Annotated in this window: 13 protein-coding genes and 1 pseudogene; 11 read left to right on the top strand and 3 right to left on the bottom strand. The window is 60.8% G+C overall.

What is annotated here, in order from left to right; genetic code table 11:
- Positions 1 to 194 precede the first annotated feature (194 nt).
- Positions 195 to 379, top strand: a pseudogene (locus tag D7S86_RS23810) (transposase domain-containing protein); the annotation flags it as partial.
- A 156-nt stretch (positions 380 to 535) separates the two neighbouring features.
- Here the strand turns inward: D7S86_RS23810 and D7S86_RS23805 are convergent.
- Positions 536 to 2275 carry a hypothetical protein gene (locus D7S86_RS23805; RefSeq protein WP_147432448.1) on the bottom strand — a complete coding sequence of 580 codons (1740 nt, stop codon included), beginning with the start codon at positions 2273 to 2275 and terminating at the stop codon, positions 536 to 538.
- An 803-nt stretch (positions 2276 to 3078) separates the two neighbouring features.
- On the opposite strand from D7S86_RS23805, the gene D7S86_RS23800 reads away from it, so the two are divergent.
- The 3 genes from D7S86_RS23800 to D7S86_RS23790 all read left to right on the top strand — a co-directional run bounded on the left by D7S86_RS23800 (position 3079) and on the right by D7S86_RS23790 (position 7858).
- Entirely contained in the window at positions 3079 to 4998 is a 1920-nt protein-coding gene (locus D7S86_RS23800; protein ID WP_121090046.1) for a tetratricopeptide repeat protein, read from the top strand.
- 478 nt (positions 4999 to 5476) lie between these two features.
- Positions 5477 to 7024 carry a methyl-accepting chemotaxis protein gene (locus tag D7S86_RS23795; protein WP_121090096.1) on the top strand — a complete coding sequence of 516 codons (1548 nt, stop codon included), beginning with the start codon at positions 5477 to 5479 and terminating at the stop codon, positions 7022 to 7024.
- Positions 7025 to 7198: 174 nt separating this feature from the next.
- Entirely contained in the window at positions 7199 to 7858 is a 660-nt protein-coding gene (locus D7S86_RS23790; protein ID WP_121090044.1) for a hypothetical protein, read from the top strand.
- A gap of 158 nt (positions 7859 to 8016) precedes the next feature.
- Here D7S86_RS23790 and D7S86_RS23785 read toward each other — a convergent pair whose 3' ends face one another.
- Positions 8017 to 9396 carry a DHA2 family efflux MFS transporter permease subunit gene (locus D7S86_RS23785; protein ID WP_121090042.1) on the bottom strand — a complete coding sequence of 460 codons (1380 nt, stop codon included), beginning with the start codon at positions 9394 to 9396 and terminating at the stop codon, positions 8017 to 8019.
- 129 nt (positions 9397 to 9525) lie between these two features.
- On the opposite strand from D7S86_RS23785, the gene D7S86_RS23780 reads away from it, so the two are divergent.
- Positions 9526 to 10413 (top strand): LysR family transcriptional regulator, encoded by an 888-nt coding sequence (locus tag D7S86_RS23780; RefSeq protein WP_121090040.1) that lies wholly within the window; start codon positions 9526 to 9528, stop codon positions 10411 to 10413.
- Between the two features lie 361 nt (positions 10414 to 10774).
- Positions 10775 to 11731, top strand: coding sequence for an alpha/beta hydrolase family protein (locus D7S86_RS23775; RefSeq protein ID WP_121090038.1), 957 nt, complete (start codon positions 10775 to 10777; stop codon positions 11729 to 11731).
- Positions 11732 to 11862: 131 nt separating this feature from the next.
- On the opposite strand, the gene D7S86_RS23770 is transcribed toward D7S86_RS23775, so the two are convergent.
- A complete protein-coding gene (locus tag D7S86_RS23770; protein WP_121090036.1) occupies positions 11863 to 13266 on the bottom strand; it encodes an aminotransferase-like domain-containing protein in 1404 nt (467 codons plus the stop codon).
- Positions 13267 to 13424: 158 nt separating this feature from the next.
- On the opposite strand from D7S86_RS23770, the gene D7S86_RS23765 reads away from it, so the two are divergent.
- From D7S86_RS23765 to D7S86_RS23745, 5 genes are all read left to right on the top strand, one after another.
- Positions 13425 to 14711: a hydroxymethylglutaryl-CoA reductase, degradative gene (locus D7S86_RS23765; protein ID WP_121090034.1), complete on the top strand. Its 1287-nt coding sequence runs from the start codon at positions 13425 to 13427 to the stop codon at positions 14709 to 14711.
- On the top strand, positions 14704 to 15630 hold the full coding sequence (locus D7S86_RS23760; RefSeq protein WP_121090032.1) for a hydroxymethylglutaryl-CoA lyase: 927 nt from the start codon (positions 14704 to 14706) through the stop codon (positions 15628 to 15630). Before D7S86_RS23765 ends, D7S86_RS23760 begins: the two co-directional genes overlap by 8 nt.
- An 88-nt stretch (positions 15631 to 15718) precedes the next feature.
- Entirely contained in the window at positions 15719 to 16237 is a 519-nt protein-coding gene (locus tag D7S86_RS23755) for a hypothetical protein (RefSeq protein ID WP_240648379.1), read from the top strand.
- Entirely contained in the window at positions 16234 to 17613 is a 1380-nt protein-coding gene (locus D7S86_RS23750) for a tripartite tricarboxylate transporter permease (RefSeq protein ID WP_121090030.1), read from the top strand. The genes D7S86_RS23755 and D7S86_RS23750 overlap by 4 nt, the downstream gene beginning before the upstream one ends.
- 644 nt (positions 17614 to 18257) lie before the next feature.
- On the top strand, positions 18258 to 19127 hold the full coding sequence (locus D7S86_RS23745; RefSeq protein WP_121090028.1) for a spore germination YkwD domain-containing protein: 870 nt from the start codon (positions 18258 to 18260) through the stop codon (positions 19125 to 19127).
- Positions 19128 to 19266 lie beyond the last annotated feature (139 nt).

The following is a 19266-nucleotide window of genomic DNA, read 5'->3' as shown; positions in this document are numbered from 1 at the left end:
TCGACATTCGCAAAATCACACCGACTCCGTAAGCCAGAGCTATAACTCGCGGGGGACACACGCTCGGCACTCTGATGAAGGAAATTCGCTTCGTTTCGTGCTGAGCGTGCCTTCGGGACGCGACGAGAAGCACAATAATCACAATGCCATTCGTCGGCCGTGATCGCAAAAAGCCAAAACCCCGCACAGGGCGGGGTTCCGACTCGGGTGGCGAACGCGCGGCCGCCATTTATAGCCTCGTCGGCACGGCCAAACTCAACGGCATCGCCCCGAAGCCTATCTGGGCTTCGTGCATGCGCGCATCGCTGATCACGCGATCAACAGCATCGACGAGCTGATGCTGCGGGTCGTGGCGGATCAGCTTCGGATCGGCGATTGACGATCACGACGCTGTCGTCAAGACGGCGCTCTTCAGTGGTGCGGATGCAGTTTCGATTCTTCCAGGTTCGATCTCATTGCCGCCAATGGGCGGCTCTAAGAGGTCAAGTTCCGATCGTCAAAATGGTGCGATGGGTTCCCAACGCACCACGCGCTTTTACGACCCACTCGGCACCACAGCCACCCCCCGCAACACTTGCCCAAACGGTGCCGTTTCCATCACCGAGAAGCCATTAGTCGTCACGGTCGAGCCGCTCACATTCACAGTGATCTTAACGAGCTGATTCGAATCCGCGCCCGCATCGAACGCTGTGCTCGTGCTATTGCCGATCGTCGAAGTGGTTGCGTAAAGCGTGTACGAGCCATCGCTGTTAATCCGCCCCGTCACATGCCGCAGCCCTTCGGGCGTGGTCGTATAGATCGCGCCCACTGTGCCATATGTGCCCACAGCATCAGTCACCGTATAAGCCACCCCGAGATTCAACCCAGCGGTCAAATGCGCGATCGGGCTCCACGTGCCGGCTTGATTCAAATAGACCCACAAGCCACCGCTGCCGTTCGGCGCATACGCGACCGTACCGCTGTCACCGTAGTCGCCTTCGTCAGCAACGAACATCAGATTGGTGTTATTCGACGGGACCCACATGCTCGACGGAAAGCCGACGCCCGTAGCGAGCGTCCAAGGATTCGGAAACGAAGTCTCAGTGTCACCGGCTGTCATAGTCGAAGTCGGAAAACCCGGCACGATCGAAATCGCCGTGTTCTGCGCAAGCGTCGCGCCATTTGCCAGCGCACCGGTTGAGCCAACCTGATAAACCGTATCGACCCCGTTGCTGCCGCTATCCTTCGACACGTACATCGTGCCCTTCGCGTCGACGAACATGCCGCGGAAATTATCGTCCTTACTCGACTTATCGAAAGTCTGACCCGTTAGGTTCGCGAGCGAGAACCCAAATTGATTGCCACCCATGCTCGTCTTCTTTGCGTACGTGGTGGCCGATAAGGCGTCAGTGATCACGCCCATCGCGCACGTACCCGTCGCCGCCGGCGCGTAGGTGCTGCTGTTACCGCTATAAAACGTGCCGATAACCTGCGTATAGGCGCACGTACTGCCCGGAGCGATGCTCTGAAGACCCGTATCCATCGATAAGATGTCATATTCACCATAGGTCGGATTCGGACTCGAGCCTGAGTTGCCCGCCGCGCCGACCATGTAGAACATGCCATTCGCCAACGTCGCAGACCGAGCATCGTCGCCGCTATAGGCATCGGTATGCGTGAACGACAATGCGCCAGTTGAGAAATTCAGCTGCGCGACGGTGCGATATGTTGCAGTCTGAAAGTCGGGATTGGTCGGATCCACCACGTCGGGCGTATTCGAGTTGGACACGTCGAGTTGGTTGATCGGCGAGTTATAGCCCATGAACACCAGCGACTTTCCGTCCTGCGACACATTCAAGCCCATGCCGGATTGGGAGGCGAAACTCACCGTGAAATTCTCTGGCACGGATGCCGCTGCAGCGGTTGCGGTCACGTTCAAAGACTGCGACGCGCTGGTTCCCGTCGGTGTCCATTGATCGAGATACATGTCGGTCGTGACACCGAAGTCCGCATCGTTTGCATCGTTGGTGAAAACGTTCGGAAAGGTGCCGGGCGACACCGCGGTCACGGTCGATACTGCGGGCGTCGTCTCATTGCCGTTGTAGGGCAGCGCGCCATTGACGACCAGCGAGGAGTTATAAACCGAACGAGCCACCACGAGGTTTCCCGCGGCGAACGAACTCGGCGCCGACTGAGTCGATGAAGGCGACGAGGAAGACCCGCCACACGCCGCCACCAGACATGCAGCCGCGAGGATCGAACCGAGCACTACTGGAGAAGCAGGGTAGGAATTCATCTCTTTTTGTGTTTCTTTTTATGAAAGAGCTGGATTCTTTGCGCTGTCGGTGACGGTGGCGTGGCACTTCTGTTTCGATCTTTTACTAACGTTTACGTCCGTCTGACGTGGATTTTCGACTCCCTCGTGATCGGGCGTAACTTCCCCGTCACTACGGAATCTGAGCGTGTGGAAGTCGAGTCAACAAAGCATCATCGTCGACGTTCGTGTGAGTGGGACGTCACGCCCATACCCGCATACACAGGCGAAGCTCCCATCCTGCGTGCAAGAGACATTGTCGAAGGGACAACGCGGCACCTGTATGTCGGATGCCTTCGCATCGAAGAAAAATCACGGAACGTGCTGCGCTGAACGCGCGCCTCCGCCGTCGAAGTGTACGAGGGGCGTGCATGGGGATTGGCGGCTCGCCGGGCGCGAACGTTCCCGAGCCGTTAGAGAGCGGATAAACGCCACCGTTGACCGAGCGTCTCATGAGGGTCGACTTGTATCGGTCGCGTCGGACCGAGATCGGCCACAAGTAGTCGCTCGTACGCACGCCAACGAATGACTGTTGTTGAGCTCAACGAGGACGCATGCGAAGCGTGGACATCTCGAGGCTCAGGCGCGCGGCCAAACTATGGCGTTTGACTAACGGCATGCCCATCACGCGCTGCGCGGGGGTGAAGCACGAATACCCGGCGCGAAAAGGAACACTTCGCAAGAGACACGCGGCAAAACGCCGAAGCATTGGATAATTGAGGTCGCTTTCCGCCGTCACTGCGTTCGCCGACACTCCGTTTGACGTCACCTAACAATCTGGCCTCATGTCCGACAGCCGCACTCAGCAAAACGAACCCCGCGTCGTCGCCCCAGCAAGCGAAGCTTCCATGGCGCCTGACCACGACGGTTTGACAGCGGCCGATGCCCGACCCGCGCCCGGTGCGCGTAAGCTTCCCGAAAGTCAACCAACGGACGCAGCACGGTCAGACCTATTCGACACCGCACTGCGCCTCGAAGCACAAGGTGAATTCGAACAGGCGCTGGCGGTGTACGAAACGATACTGGCCGCGCAGCCACGGAACACACGCGCGCTCTATCAATCATGTCTGTGCCTGCTCAGCCTGGCGCGGCCGGAAAATGCCGTGGCGCGACTGCGCGAAACGATTGCGATCGAACCTTGCGCCCCGCTCGCCCACGTGATGCTCGGCATCGCACTCAGGCGACTCGGACAGTTGCACGAAGCGATAGCAGGTATGGACCGCGCCATCGAAGTCGACCCGCGCTGCTTTATCGCCTGGATCGAACGCGGCATCACGCAGATCGCGCTCGAGTGCCCCCACGACGCCCTGTCGAGCTTCGACAAGGCGATTGCGATCGACCCCGCGAGTCTGAGCGCGATCAGCCATCGCGGTGAAGCACTCCGACTTCTCGATCAGATCGATCAGGCGATGGCATGCTATGACCACGTGCTCGCCGTCGATCCGAATCATATGAACGCCATACTCGGTCGCGCGTCGACGCTCTCGCAGGCACGCCGCAACATCGAAGCGCTCCAAGGTATCGAGCGCGCGCTGTCGATCGATTCCGGCAACAAACACGCGCTGAACAACCGGGGCAACCTGCTCGTCGCCCTGCGCCACCCCGGTGAAGCGTTGAAATCATTCGAGCAGGCACTCGCGATCGATCCCGGCTTCATTGCCGCGTGGATCAATATGGCGAATGCCCTCGAAGCCCTCGGCAGGCGCACCGAGGCGAAGGCTGCGTCGGACCGGGCGGTGGCGCTGGGCCCCGAATCGCCCGCTGCGCGCTGGAACGCCGCGCTGCTCGACCTGCGCGCCGGCAGCTACGAATCGGGTTGGGAACGGTATCAGGTCAGATGGCTGATGAATCGCTTCGGCACACCGCGTCACCGCCACCTGAAGCTCTGGCTCGGCCACGAGGATCTGCGCGGAAAACGCATCGTGCTCTGGCAAGAACAAGGGCTCGGCGACACGATCCAGTTCAGCCGCTACGCGATCATGGTCGCCGCTCTGGGCGCGGCAGTCGTGCTCGAAGTGCAACCGGCGTTGAAACGTTTGATGGCGGAAAGTTTCAAGGGCATGGCCTACGTGATCGGATCCGACGAACGAGCGCCCGAATGCGACTTTGCGACCCCGCTGATGAGCCTTCCGCTCGCATTTGCAACTGCCGAAGATACGATTCCGTTTGCGCCGCGCTACCTCAAGACCGATCCGACTCGAGTTCAGTCCTGGGCTGCCCGGCTCGGCGGATTGAAAGGCAGACTGCGGATCGGTCTGGCGTGCACCGGAAATCCCAAGCACAAGGGTGATCTCGAGCGGTCAATCGACCTCGCCACGCTGGCTTCGCTGACTGAGTTTGGTGATCTCTTCATCGTGCAGAAAGATATGCGCGCGGACGATCACGCCACGCTCGCTGCGCACCCCGAGATCGTTCATTTCGGCGAAGCGCTAACCGACTTCGCCGAAACAGCGGCGCTCGTCGACAATCTGGATCTCGTGATCACGGTCGACACTTCGCTCGCCCATCTCTCGGGCGCGCTCGGCAAGCCCGTGTGGGTGTTGCTGCCCGCAGTTCCCGACTGGCGCTGGCAACACGATCGCACCGACAGCCCGTGGTATCCGTCAGCGCGCCTGTTCCGTCAGGGTATCGGCGAAGGATGGGGTCACGTCGTCCAGCGCGTTCGCGAGGCACTCGAGGCATTCGAGGCGCCTGCTCGCGTCTGAGGCGTACGGTATTCGAGCGCCGGTCGTCGTGGCGCCTACCGATGTTTGAGGCTACGGCGGCCCGGTGACCCGGGCTCGCAAGATAAAGACATCACGGCCTGCACGAAAGTGACCACCCCGCGTTCGTCGAGTCGGATGAGGTGTGACTGGCAGGGTTACCGACACGACTCACCGTGTGCTGCTTCGTCACGATCTATTATTGCCCCCGACCTGGCGACCTGTTTGGACTGAGTGCAACGCGTGGGACACCGTCGCAGCCACTGCGTTGCGGTTGTACCCAATACGCACAGCCGTCCGAGTGCAGGCCGATTGCCTCGCCCCTCGCGCCAAGCAATTTGCTCCGAATCAACTCGACGGCCGTGTGTGCAATTTTGACCTGCCTTGGAATGGGGGTGTCAGATCGCGGTTCGCCCTCTGGATGGTTCAAGTTTCAAGCTTGAATGCCGTAATGCACGGGTGGCCACCTACTGGAGTCGTCATGAAACTGTCTTTTGCCCAGAAGTTATGGGCACCGCTCGCACTGAGCTTAGCGTTCATGACCCTTATCGCCGTTGCCGACGCCTGGCAATCACGCACGGTTCGATTCGAGGAAAGAAAAACAGATCTGATTCACGCGACCGAAATTGCACTGGCGATTACGAAACGTTACGGCGATCAGGCGGCGTCAGGTGCGATGACGGTAGATCAGGCCAAAAGCGAGGCGCTCGCGGCGATCAAGGCGATCCGCTACGGCCACGGTACCGGGTACTTCACCATTCTCAGTACGGAGCCGGCGATCATCATGCATCCCATCCATCCCGAGATGGATGGCAAGGAGGTCGGTGACTATAAAGATGCGAATGGTGTCCCGCTATACCGGAATACCGTAGACATCATCAAGCGCGACGGTCAGGGCTTCGTCAGCTACGTGTTTTCGAAGCCACCCACCAATGAAATTTCGCCGAAAGTGTCCTATTCGGGCTACTACGCGCCGTGGGACTGGATTCTTCAGACCGGCGCCTACACGGACGACATTGATGCGGCGTTTCATGCGTCGCTTTACAAGAGCCTCGGATTCCTGCTCGTTGCCGCTGTGCTGCTCGCCGGTGTCGTAATCTGGATTAACCGTAGCATCTTGGTCCAACTCGGCGGAGACCCTGCGCAAGCGATGTCAATCGCCGGGCGTATCGCCGACAACGACCTGACCGTCAGGGTTGAGACAACGCAGGGCGACAGCAGCAGTCTCATGTACTCGATGAAGTGCATGCAGGAGCAGTTGGCGATGATGATTCGTGGCATCCGATCTTCGAGCGCATCGATAGCGTCGGCCACTAGCGAAATTGCCGCCGGCAATCAAGATCTCTCACAGCGCACTGAAGAACAAGCTGCGGCGTTGGAGGAGACCGCGTCGAGCATGGATGAGCTGACGTCGACGGTCAACCACAACGCGGATAACGCACGCCAGGCAAGTAATATTGCCACCCAAGCGCTTGAAGCCGCACGGCGCGGAGGCAACGTCGTGCAGCAGGTCGTCGAGACCATGACCGGAATCAACGCGGGTTCGGACCAGATTGCCAGCATCGTCGGCACCATCGAAAGTATTGCATTTCAGACCAATATCCTTGCGCTCAATGCCGCGGTGGAAGCGGCTAGAGCGGGTGAAGAGGGCCGCGGGTTCGCAGTTGTCGCTGCCGAGGTGCGCTCGCTTGCGCAGCGCTCCGCAATCGCCGCCAAGGAGATCAAGGTACTGATTCAGCACTCGGTCGATCGCGTGAAGCTCGGAGCTGGGCACGTGGACACAGCGGGTGCGACGATGGATGAAATCGTTCAGTCCGTGAAGCGCGTAAGCGATATCGTGAATGAGATTTCAGCGGCATCCCTCGAGCAAAGCAAGGGGATTGTTCAGGTTAGTCAGGCAGTCACACAGATGGACTCGGTCACTCAGCAAAACGCGGCGCTTGTTGAGCAGGCTGCCGCGGCCGCGCTTTCGCTGCAATCACAGGCAGAGGATTTGCGCGCGAACGTCGAGCGGTTCCGTGTAGGCTAATGTCTGGCGAGAATGTGCCGTGATGGCTTGCGATACGCTGGGCACCCGACGATGCGCTGCACGTTTCGCCGTCGTTAGCGAGCGATGCCCCTGGTTTGAAGACCGTCAAGCTAAAAAGGTCGACGCCACCGGAGCGGTGAGAATCGTGTTCGACACAGACGAGTGAACAAAAAAATGAAAAAAACGGGCATGCGTGAGACGCTTCTCATGGGGCTGTTTGCCTTGAGTACGTTCGTTCTCCACGCATGCGCTTCGCCGTACTCGCACGCCGTCGAACCTAAGGATCCGGAGGCGCTTGTTGCGAATGTCGCCCTGATCGTAAACAACGACATCCTGATGCGTGATGATTTTTACGCCGCTGATACCATGAAACAGGTGCTGGGCGCGCACGACATCAAGATGTTCTTCAACGAAGCGGGATCGCCGCTCTTTGAGCACAAAGAAAAGAGCTTGCCGTCCTATAGATATAGGATCAGCGATTTTTCCGGGCTTGTTCCCGCGATGAAAGTCCAAGGCGATCTCATGCGATTTGTCGACAGTCGCGGCCACATCGAGCAAGCAGTCTTGCGAATCTGGTTTTCGCCGTCGGACGAGCGGCTCAACTTGAAGAATGTCCTCGCAATCGTGGGAGACCCGTGCGCTGAAGATCGAAAAGCCGAGAACGATCTGTTTATGGCGATCACGCGAGAGCCGTTCAATCGACAGCCTAAGCCGTTTAAGGTAATGGCGTGCAGGGGCGTTCACGCGGGCTATCAAACACTTTACAGGTTGACGTTTGACGAAGACGACCGGCTCGCTGATCTCTATGTGACCGTCACCGCGGAAGCCTTGTGACAAGGCAAATACGGGGCCCTGGATTAGTGCAGGATTTGACCCAGTGTCGGTTCCCCCAAGGTCGTTTGCCATTTCTCCGCTCTTTAGCGGACCCTCCGTTTTCGAATTTGGCGCGGGCCTTGACAGAACACTTGCAGCTTGGCAGCCGGACATCTCGACTATCGATGAATGCGCGCGACGCTGACCATACTCGATACCACGGCGACAGCGCCTGCGATCATGAAGGACACGCGAGCGAACGTCACGTCTTGCCCGCCCGCTTCCGACACCATCGCGAAGGTCGCGGCCACCAAGGCCGTCCCCAGCGATTGCCCGATCGTCTTCGCGGTCGAAAGCACCCCCGAGCCAACAGACGATAGCGTCTTGGGCACGTTGCTGAGTATCTCGCTGTTGTTCGGCGGGAGAAATAGCCCATACCCGATCCCGCATAGACCAATCGGCCAGAGGAGTGTGCCGACGGATATCCGGGCGGGCAGGAAGGCGATCGCCCCGAGGCCGACCGACATCACCATTACACCGACCGATGACAACAGCGTGCCGCTGATCCGTGTCGCAAGCTTGCCCGCTATCGGCGCGACCACGAGCACGGCAAGCGGCCAGGGCATAAACAGGAACGCCGATTGCAACACGCCGTAGCCATAGTCGTGCTGCAGCACGAACGGCAACGCCACCATCGCGAGCCCTTGCGCAGTGAACATGCACAACGATGAGAAAATCGCCATCGAGAAACGGCGGGATCGGAAAATCTCGAGCGGTACAAGCGGCGTCTCGGCCCGCTTTTGCCAGTCGATCCATAAAGCGGCGACAAGCACGGTCAGTACGAAGATAAGCGCAAGGTGCGCGATGCGCCAACGACCCAACTGGTCCACGCCCACCACCAATCCGCTCAATGCCATCGCCGACAGCAACGCGCCAATGAAGTCGAATCCCGTCGCGCGCCCCGCGTCGAGCGGCAAAAAGCGATAGGTATAAAAGATCGTGACGACCCCCAGCGGCAGGTTAATCAGAAATAACCACGGCCACGAGAAATGGGAAATGATCAACCCGCCTCCGACCGGCCCGATCGTCGTGCCGAACGACACGGCAAGCGCATTCCATCCCAGCACGACACTCAGCGATCTCGGCGGGAAAATCACCCGATACAGACCGAGTCCGACGGTGACCATCGCGGCATAGCCGATGCCTTGCAACGCACGCATCGTCACAAGGATGCCGATTGACCCGGCCATCGCACAGCCCAGCGAGGACATCGTGAATACGATGACGCCTGCCCCAAACACATTCCGCTGACCCAGTTCTCGCGCAAGACCTGCAAAGATCAACATGGAGACAGCGCTCGCAAGTTGATAGCTGTTGGCCACCCAGACCACGGATGCACGGTCAGTCTTTAACGCACCGGCAATGTCGGGCAGCGCGATGTTGACGATCGAACTGTCGAGCGCCCCCATCAAGATACCCAGCATGATGGCGGCGGCCGCCAAAAAACGTTGGGCGGAAGCGAGTCCTTCGCCGCTCATCTCGCGAGTTCCCAGCAACATGCGCACTCCTGCTAACCTGAAAGACGGATAGGCCGCATGTTTGCGGCATCGCTTGAAAGGCGCAATTCGGATTATTTGCAGGAAGCCTTTCGCCGATCCTAAGTCACAATCTTTGATACCTTTACCGGCATGCGTTTCGATCTCGTTGACCTCCGTCTATTTCTGGCCGTCCTGGACGCCGGCAGTATTACGCATGGGGCAGAAGCGGCAGGCCTTTCGCTGCCGGCCGCCAGCCAACGCTTGCGCGATATGGAGATCGAAAGCGGTGTGACGCTTTTGGACCGTGGCCGGCGCGGCGTCACGCCCACCCACGCCGGTGAAGCGCTTGCCCACCACGCCATGCTGATTCAACGTCAGATGGCACAGATGCGGAATGAGCTGGATGAGCACGCGCAAGGCGTCAGGACGGTGGTGCCGCTGATGGCGCCGACTGCGGCGATCACCGAGCACTTACCGGACCGTCTCGCGACCTGGATGGCATTGCATCCGCATATCGATGTCGAACTGAAGGAACGGCAGAGCGCGGAAGTCGTCAGGGCGCTCACGAACGGGCTCACGGAAATTGGAATTGTCTCGGATACAGTTAGCACGGAAGGCTTGCAACTGCGACCTTTTGTCGTCGACCGGCTGGTCGTCGTGGCGTCGCCGGATCATCCCCTGCTATTGCGGGAGGAAGTCTTTTTCACCGATATCTTGCACGAGCACTTTATCGGGCTGGCAGACGGCGCCTTGCAGGACAATCTCGACGGGCGGGCTCATATCGCCGGCGGACGGCTCAAGATTCGCGTGCGGACCCGAACGTTCGAAGGCATTTGTCGCATGGCGGCAGGCGGCGTTGGCATCGGGATCGTGCCGGAAACGACAATTCGTCATTGTCGTCAGCTTATGAAGCTAGGGGCCGTTCGTCTGGCCGACGACTGGGCAGTCCGCAAGCTGTCGGTCTGCACCCGAGTTCGAGACCATATGAGCGCTTCAGCCCGCTCACTTGCCGACCACCTCGCGAGTGCCGGCTTCTGAGCGCGCATTGAAGGCGTTCGTCGTCGGCTTCGCATCGTGCCCGATTCAGTGCGACGAAAGTGGCCGCTCGACTAGACGAAGCAAACTTTCGTTGCGCCCTAGAAGCGGTCATTGCGATATGCGGCATCCAAGCGGCAGTCGAGGGGAGGGGTCGACGATCGAGGTCCGCATCGGGCCGCCGGCACATTGCGACTGCTTGCGTGAGTGGACGCGGGACACATGAGCGACTCACCGTCCGAATTCCAGCGCTTCCCGTAAGAGAATAAAATCGGCGCGCAGTCGAATTCAGCTTCTTGAAGTTTTGCTTGGAAATCGCTTGTTACGGTATTGAAAGCAAACCCAACTCCACGCCCGAGACGCAATGAAAACGCTCATATCGGCTGTTCTATTGTGCTTCTTGACGACACTCGCTCATGCCGCGGGAATCAAGGTCGTGCAAATCCCGTCCGACGCCGAGGGCCCGGCGCTGAAGGCCATGGTGTGGACCCCATGCTCGATGCCTGCCTCGGAAGTACGGATCGGGCCATATGTCCTCAAAGGGCAGCGCGATTGCCCGACCGTGGGCGGCAAGCACCCTCTGATCGTCATTTCACATGGCCACGGCGGATCCTACCTCGGTCACCATGATCTCGCCGAGACGCTGGCCGACGCGGGTTTTGTCGTCGCGGCAATCAATCATCCCGGGGATACATTCTCCGATATGAGTCGCGCGGGCGAGCTGTCCGAGTTCGTCGAACGGCCCACCGACATCAAACGTCTCATCGACTACATGTTGAGCGCCGCGCCCGACGCGGCCAATATCGATCCGCAACGGATCGGATTTTTCGGCTTTTCGCGGGGCGGCTACACCGGATTGGTGCTGGCCGGCGGCATCCCCGACTTCCTGCACGCCGATGTTCCGTGCACCGATCCGAACGCGCCGATTTGCGAACAACTTCAGCGTCAAGAGGTCTCAGTCGGCCCCCTGACGCACGACGCACGGATCAAAGCCTTCGTCCTGGCGGACCCGCTCAACGTATTCCCGACCGCGGAGAGCCTGAAGAACATCAAGGCGCCGATTCAGCTCTGGGCGTCCGAGTTCGGCGGTGACGGCGTGCTTCCCCGCAACACGCCCGCACTCGCTGATACCCTTCCTCAAAGACCGGAATATCACCGCGTTGCCAACGCGGCGCATTTTGCCTTTCTTGCACCATGCTCGGATGCGATGAAGCACGATGTGCCAGAACTCTGTGTCGACGCGAACGGCTTCGATCGCATCGCGTTTCATAGGCAGCTCGACGACATGGCGCTTGCGTTTTTCCGAGCGAACGTTCAATAGGGCCGCGCTGGTCCGCGCGCATCGTACGTCCGATCAATCGGTTCGGCGGGCGGGTGTTGCAGCCTAATCATTGCCCGGTCGCACGTCCTTGAGTCGAAGGCGCGGTCAGAGAAAGCCGCCTTGCCAAGCGTTCATCGCGCGCCATGCGACGCGCATGCATGCAATGCCGCCGCGAAGCGCTTGTCCGCGAGATAGGCGACATTGAAGCGGCAGTAAGCCGACACTTGATCCGCGTCGGGGGAGAAGACCGCGCCCGGCGCGAGAATGACCCCGCGCTCGATCAGGGCCTCGGCGAGTTTCATCGAGTCTGTCCACCCGGGCAGCGATGCCCACAGATAGAGGGTCTGCTCGCACGGTTTGTAAATGTGCGCATCGAGCCGCGTGAGCGCCTTGATCGCGGTGTCGGTTGCGCGCCGCAGCTTTTCCTGAAGATGGTTCGTATGCCGCAGAAAATGGCCGTCGCTGATGATCGCATCGAGCGTGCGCTCGCAGTATTCGGAACTGCTGACATGCGTGAGCATCTTCACGTCGGCCAGGTCGCTCGCGAGCGCCGCATGACACGCAATAAAGCCGACTCGCAACGCTGCGGACACCGACTTGGCGAAACTGCCGATATAGATCGTGCGCCGCAACTGATCGAGCGTGGCGATGCGCGTCAGCGCGCGTGGCCGTAGATCGGCCAACGCGTCGTCCTCGACGATCGTCAGATCGTATCGTTCGGCCAGTTGCAGAATCCGGTGTGCCTTGGCCGCGCTGGTATCGGCCGCGGTCGGATTGTGACCCACCGATTGCGTGAAAAACAACTTGGGCCGATACGTGACGAGATGCTCTTCCAACTGGCGGATATTCGGTCCGTCGATTTCTCTTTGCACGCCGACAATATTTGCACCGCTCAGCTTGAGCTTCCCGAACAGCGTGTAGTAGCCAGGGTCGTCGACGAGCACCGTGTCGCCCGGTTGCACAAAGTATCGGAGCACCATGTCCATCGCCTGGTTGGCGCCGTGCGTCAACACGATCTGCGATGGGCCCGCGTCGATATCGTAGCCGGCCAGTTTCTGCTGCAGCGACTGCCTCAACGGCAGATAGCCGAACCGACTCCCATAGCGGAACAGCGACGCGACGCCCGTACGCACCACACGCTGATGGTAGTGGTCGAGGCGTGTCTCTTCGAGCCATTCGACAGGGGGGAAACCTTCGCCGAGATTGAGCACGTCGGGCTTCGTCTGCAACTGCTCGCGCATGAGCCAGACGATGTCCATCGCTCGATTGAGCGTCGTCGCTTCCTCGGCTTCCTCGGCGGCGATCACGCGCCGCACGACGAAAAACCCCGAGCCGCGCCGCGGTTCGATCAAGCCGTTGGCGGTCAGGATGTCGAACGCACTGATCACGGTGTTTTTCGAACAGCCCGCCGCCTCAGCGTATTCCCTAATCGAGGGCAATCTGGAACCTGCCGGCAACACCCCTTCCTCGATCTGTTTGGCCAGATTGTCCGCAATGGAGGCCGACAGGGTGGCCGTTTCACGCCGATTATTCATTGCTGCTCCGCAAAATAGGCGAATTGTCTTGGGTACAGTTGCGTGTCTGTCGTTGAGAACTGTACCTTTATAAAGGGTACACCTTGCTTATTATTCGGCCATCGATTGACCCCCGCAAGCCATCCGACGGCGTTGTGGCATCTGAGACAAAGGACCCAATGAGCATCGATTCGACTCTCCCCAATTTCCGTGCGCTTTCCCCGGCCGCGCGTCTTGATCACGTGAGCAAGGCGGTCGGTTTCGACGACGCGGCGCATGCGCAACTCGCTCAACCCGGCGCGCTCCCGCTTGCGGTCGCCGACGGGATGATCGAGAACGTCATCGGCACGTTCGAGTTGCCGCTGGCTGTCGCGGGTTATTTCCAGATCAACGGGAAAGACGTCATCGTGCCGATGGCCGTCGAGGAACCCTCGATCGTGGCGGCCGCCTCGTTCATGGCGAAGCTCTCGCGCGTCGCGGGCGGATTCCAGACGTCGAGCACCGGCCCGCTGATGCGTGCTCAGGTGCAGGTCGTCGACGTGGCCGATCCGTACGGCGCGCGGCTCTCGATCCTGAAGCACAAACAGGAACTGATCGATCTGGCGAACAGTCGCGACAAGATCCTGATCGGCCTGGGCGGCGGATGCCGGGATATCGAAGTGCATGTGTTCCCCGACACGGCGCGCGGCGCGATGGTCGTCGCGCACCTGATCGTCGACGTACGCGACGCGATGGGCGCGAACACGGTCAACACGATGGCCGAATCGGTGGCGGGCCGCATCGAAGCGCTCACGGGCGGCAAGGTGCGTTTGCGCATCCTCTCCAATCTGGCGGACCTGCGGCTCGCGCGCGCACATGTGCGGTATTCCGCCGATACGCTCGCCACGAAAGAATATTCGGGCGAGGACGTGATCAACGGCGTCGTCGACGCCTATCTGTTCGCCGCCATCGACCCCTATCGTGCCGCGACCCACAACAAGGGCATCATGAACGGCATCGATCCCGTGATCGTCGCGACCGGTAACGACTGGCGCGCCGTGGAGGCAGGCGCGCATGCTTACGCGAGCCGCAGCGGCCGCTATACGTCGTTGACGACGTGGGAGCGCGCGGCTAACGGCGATCTCGTCGGCACGATCGAGATGCCGATGCCGGTGGGGCTCGTCGGCGGCGCGACCAAAACGCATCCGCTCGCACGGCTCGCTTTGAAGATCATGGATGTGAAATCGGCGCAGGAACTCGGTGAAATCGCCGTCGCCGTGGGTCTCGCGCAGAACCTGGGCGCCTTGCGCGCGCTTGCGACCGAAGGCATTCAGCGCGGCCATATGGCGCTGCATGCGCGCAATATCGCGATGTTGGCGGGCGCGAAGGGCGACGAGATCGATTGGGTCGTCAGGAAGATGGTCGCGGTGAAGGACGTGCGCGCCGATTTCGCGGCAGAGCTGCTCGCAGGGCCCCGCGATGCGTGACGCTGCGCTGCCCGATCGCGTCAAGATCGTCGAGGTCGGACCGCGCGACGGCCTGCAGAACGAACCGACGTTCGTGCCGACCGCGTCGAAGGTCGAGTGGATCGGACGCCTCGTCGGCGCCGGCGTGAAATGGGTCGAGGCCGCGGCGTTCGTCTCGCCGAAGTGGGTGCCGCAGATGGCCGACGGCGCGCAGGTACTGCACGAGATCGCGCGCGGGCAAGGCGTCGTGTTTTCGGCGCTGGTGCCCAACGTCAAGGGTCTTGACGCGGCGCTCGCGGCGCAATGCGACGAAGTCGCCGTGTTCGCGGCGGCGTCCGAGACGTTCTCGCAAAAGAACATCAATTGTTCGATCGCGGAAAGCCTCGAGCGTTTTGCGCCCGTCGTCGATCGCGCCATCGCGGCCGGCGTACGCGTGCGAGGCTATGTCTCCTGCGTGCTCGGCTGTCCATTCGAAGGCGAGATCGACGCCGCGCAAGTCGCGTCGGTGGCGACACGGCTCTATCAAATGGGCTGCTACGAGATCAGCCTTGGCGACACCATCGGCACGGGTACACCGCTCAAGGCGCGCCGGATGATCGAAGCGTGCGCGAAAGACGTGCCGGTCAGCGCGCTCGCCGGACACTTCCACGATACGTGGGGCATGGCCATCGCCAATATCTACGCGGCGCTGCAGGCCGGCATCGCGACTTTCGACAGCTCGGCATCGGGCATCGGCGGATGTCCGTATTCTCCCGGCGCGACGGGCAACGTCGCGACCGAAGACGTCGTGTACCTGTGCCATGAACTCGGTATCGCAACGGGCATCGATCTTCCGGCGCTGATCGATGCGGGCCGATTTATTTCGGACGTGTTGGGCAGGCCGACTTCATCGAATGTCGCGCGCGCCACGCAGGCGCGTGCTCGGCTCGCGCGTGCGTGATCGGTCGATACGCTTGATGTAATCGCTCCGGGTATGGCGAAAAACAGACCCATCCGATGATAAAAACTCCAGCCTTTGGAGGAGACGCATGACAGAGTATCGAGGGCATACCGGAACCGTCGCGACGGCGCACGCCGCGTCGACGGTCCGCACGCATGAGACTTCCGCGCGCTACGCGGAAGTGTGGGGCGACACCGTCGACCTTCGGCATCTCGGATGGTCGATCGTGATCGGCGTCGGCATCAGCAGCGCAGCGTTCTTCGCGGGCCGATATGTCCTGTCGTCGTTCGTTGCCGACGCGGCTGTCGCGCGCGCGTATGCGATGCTCGTGGGCCTGGCCGGCTGCTTGATCGCGGGGACCGTTTGCGCGTTCCTGTTCGAGCCGAAACGCGATGTCGTCGAAGAGGCGAGCGACGCGTCGGAACGTACGCGCGTGCTCGAACAGCTCGCGGCGGAATTCGGCGGTTTAGGCTCCAACGACGATCTTTCTCCGGCGGCCCGCGCCGAATTGTCGGAGCTCGGGCTGCTCGATCTGTTTGCTTCGCACGAGGCGTCGGCTGCAGGGCGCCTTTCCGTCGACGGCACGAACCAGGGGGTGCGCACATGAGTGCAGTCGCTCATCAAATCTTCGCCGCGCTCGCCATGGGGCTGATCGGGGCGATTGTCTTTTCCGGCATCGGCCTGGTTTCCGGTACCGACGAAACGACCACGATCGCGCCGCTGACGTTGCTTGTGGTGTTGCTGGGCGTTCCGCCGGCCGGCGTATTCATGTTCTTTATGTCCGGCGCTGTCGCCAAACACATGACACATGCGATTCCCACCGCGTTGCTCGGCATCCCGGGCGACACGATGGCCGCGCCGCTGCTTCAGCAAGCGACCGCGCTGCGCGCGCTCGGCGTGCCGCATATCGCGTTGCGCAAGATGGTGTCGGGTGCGATCGTGGCCGCTTTCGTGGCCGTGCCGTTGGCCGTGTTGTTCGCCGTGCTGCTCGCACCGTTCGGCAGCGTCATCACGAAGGCCGCGCCGTGGGTGTTTCTCGCGGCTGCCGTCGGTATCGCATGGTTTTCCGCGGGCCGTTGGGCGTCGGTTCTGCTGCTTGTGCCGTTCGTGTTGCTGATCGTCGGCTTGCAGGCATTGACGGGCCATTACGGCGTCAAGCTGAGCGTCAGCTATTTCCTCGGCATCGCGATCGGTCCGTTGATCGCCGATCTGTTCGCGGTGCTCTCGCCGGTCGAGCGCCGTCGTATGCGTCGCGAGCAGCGTTCGACGTTTTCGCTGGCGCCCGATGTGAAGGGCTGGAAGGGGACCTTCCCGAACCCGCTGCGTGTGCTCGATCGGCAACAGGCGGCTTGGACCGTCGGCACTGCCGCGATCTCCAGCGCGACATTCGTGTTCAGTCCGGTGGCGACGACCGTCGTGATGGGCGAAATCGTCGGGGCGCGCATCAAACACGCGTATCAACGTCTGACGACGGTCATTGCCGCGCGCAATGGCGTGACTGAAGCGACCTATATCGCCGAAGCGCTTATTCCGCTCATCGCGTTCGGCTTGCCGTTGAGCCCGGTCTCGGCAGGACCCGCGGCCCCGCTTTTCAATGCGCCGCCGCGCTTTTCCGTCGATGCCGCGACAGGTCAGATCCACAACCTTCACACGCTCATGTCGAGCTGGGAATTTCTCGGCTATGGCCTGCTGTCGGTGTTGCTCGCGGCCCTGATTGCCTATCCGCTTGCGATGAACCATGCGCATCGCGCGGCCTCGTTCGTTGCCCGCCGCCTGAGTCACGAAGCCATTATCGCGACGTTCACCGGGCTGATCGTCGTGATCAGCGTATGGGAAGGACAACTGCTCGGGCTCGCCGTCATTCTGACCGTGGGGCTGTTCGGCGGTCTGCTCTCGCGCGTCTTTGCGTTCAATACCGGCGTGCAATTCATGGGGTATTACGTCGCCGTGTTAAGCGTGCCGGCGCTCACCAAGCTGTTTTAAAGCACGTCTTTCGACACGACGAGGGGCACGTTCCATTGGGGATACCGGTGGACGTGCCCTTGTGCTTTTGGGCATCCGTGCTTGAGGGGTGCTGCCCGAAGCGCCGCTTCGTGATCCGCTTGGAGATGCGTTCAGGGATGCGTTTAGGGATCCACTGAAAGACGGGCCTAAAGATCTGCTTAAGGGCGCTGACGAAGGCGGTCGACGAAGGGTGCCGACGAAGGGGGCCGACTAAGAAGGCTGACTAAGAAGGCTGACTAAGAAGGCTGACTAAGAAGGCTGACTAAGAAGGCTGACTAAGAAGGCTGACTAAGAAGGCTGACTAAGGAGGGCGACTGAGGAGGGCGACTAAGGAGGGCGACTAAGCAGCAGCCTGACTAAGCAGGTTGACCAAGGCGCTGCCTAAAGAACGGCCCGGTGTGCTGCCTAAATTTTTTTGTAAGGATAGTGCTAAAGAACGCCCGATCGTATGTCGTTAAGCACATACATAACACCCCGTTCATTCGAGCGGAGTGTTCATTCGAGGAGGCGTATCCGTGCTGAGCAACAAGGCGTTTTATCCCCTGATGTCCATCGGAGCGGCGGCGGTTCTGGCTGCACTGGGCGGTTGCGGCGGGGGTGACGGGAATGGAAGTGGAACAGCGGTGACGTCGTCGCAGGCGGCACCCGCGGCGATTGACGGTACGTTGAGCGCGGCCCAATACACGGGCATCGAGGCCGCGATCTTTGCGCAATTGAATACCCAGCGCACGCACTGCGGACTCTCGGCCTTTCGCGAGAACACGATTCTCGACGCGGCAGCGGTCGCGCACGCGCAGCACAACGCCGATCTCGACATCAACGAGGCCACGGAGACCTCGACCGATGCGGGATATACGGGCGACACGTATCAGACGCGCGCCGAAGCGCAGGGCATGCCGTCGTCGATCACGGTGACGGGCTACAACACCGAGTATTACGCCGTGGATCCGACCCAGACGACGGTGATCGGCGACGGGATCGCGAACAGCTTGCTGGCCGGCGTCTATAACAGCGTACTGGCTGCTTCGCTCAACACGGACATCGGTTTGGGCGACGTCACGGCGTCGTCGATCGTCTACAGCATCGGATCGCTCGCCAACGCGCAAGCCGTCACGGGCACGGCGCCGTTGACCTTCCCCTGCCAGGGCACGACGGGTGTCAATATCGGCGGTCGCCTCGATGCCGCGATGGCGCCCGGCGTGGGCGGTCCGACCTGGGGGGCGCCGATCGCGATCACGGGGACGAGCCCGTCCGACACGATCACGTTGCAGTCGGGCTCGATCACGGATCCCTCGAATGCGGTCACGACGCTGAACCTCGTCGATTCGACGACGGACACGAATCACATTCTGTCGGCCTATCAAGCGGTGGCCTTCCCTTCGCTGGCGTTGAGTCCCAACACGACGTATTCGGTCTCGCTGACGGGCACCTACAACGGCCAGGCCTTCACGAAGGCCTTTACGTTCACGACGGTCAACAGCTCGACGTTTTAAGTCGATCGGATCGTTGGCCGGCGCGCATCTCGTCGATTCGTCGATCGGGCGGACTGCGCGCTTGCCGGCGCGATGGTCTAAGCGCTTGAGCGTCTCGGGGTGACAAGGATTTAAGGCGCTACCGGGTAGCGGCCAGGTC

Origin of the sequence: Pararobbsia silviterrae, assembly GCF_003628125.1 — a bacterium.
GTDB classification, from domain to species: domain Bacteria; phylum Pseudomonadota; class Gammaproteobacteria; order Burkholderiales; family Burkholderiaceae; genus Pararobbsia; species Pararobbsia silviterrae.
Note: the sequence above shows the minus strand (reverse complement) of the source record. Positions and strands in the feature narration are given on the sequence as shown.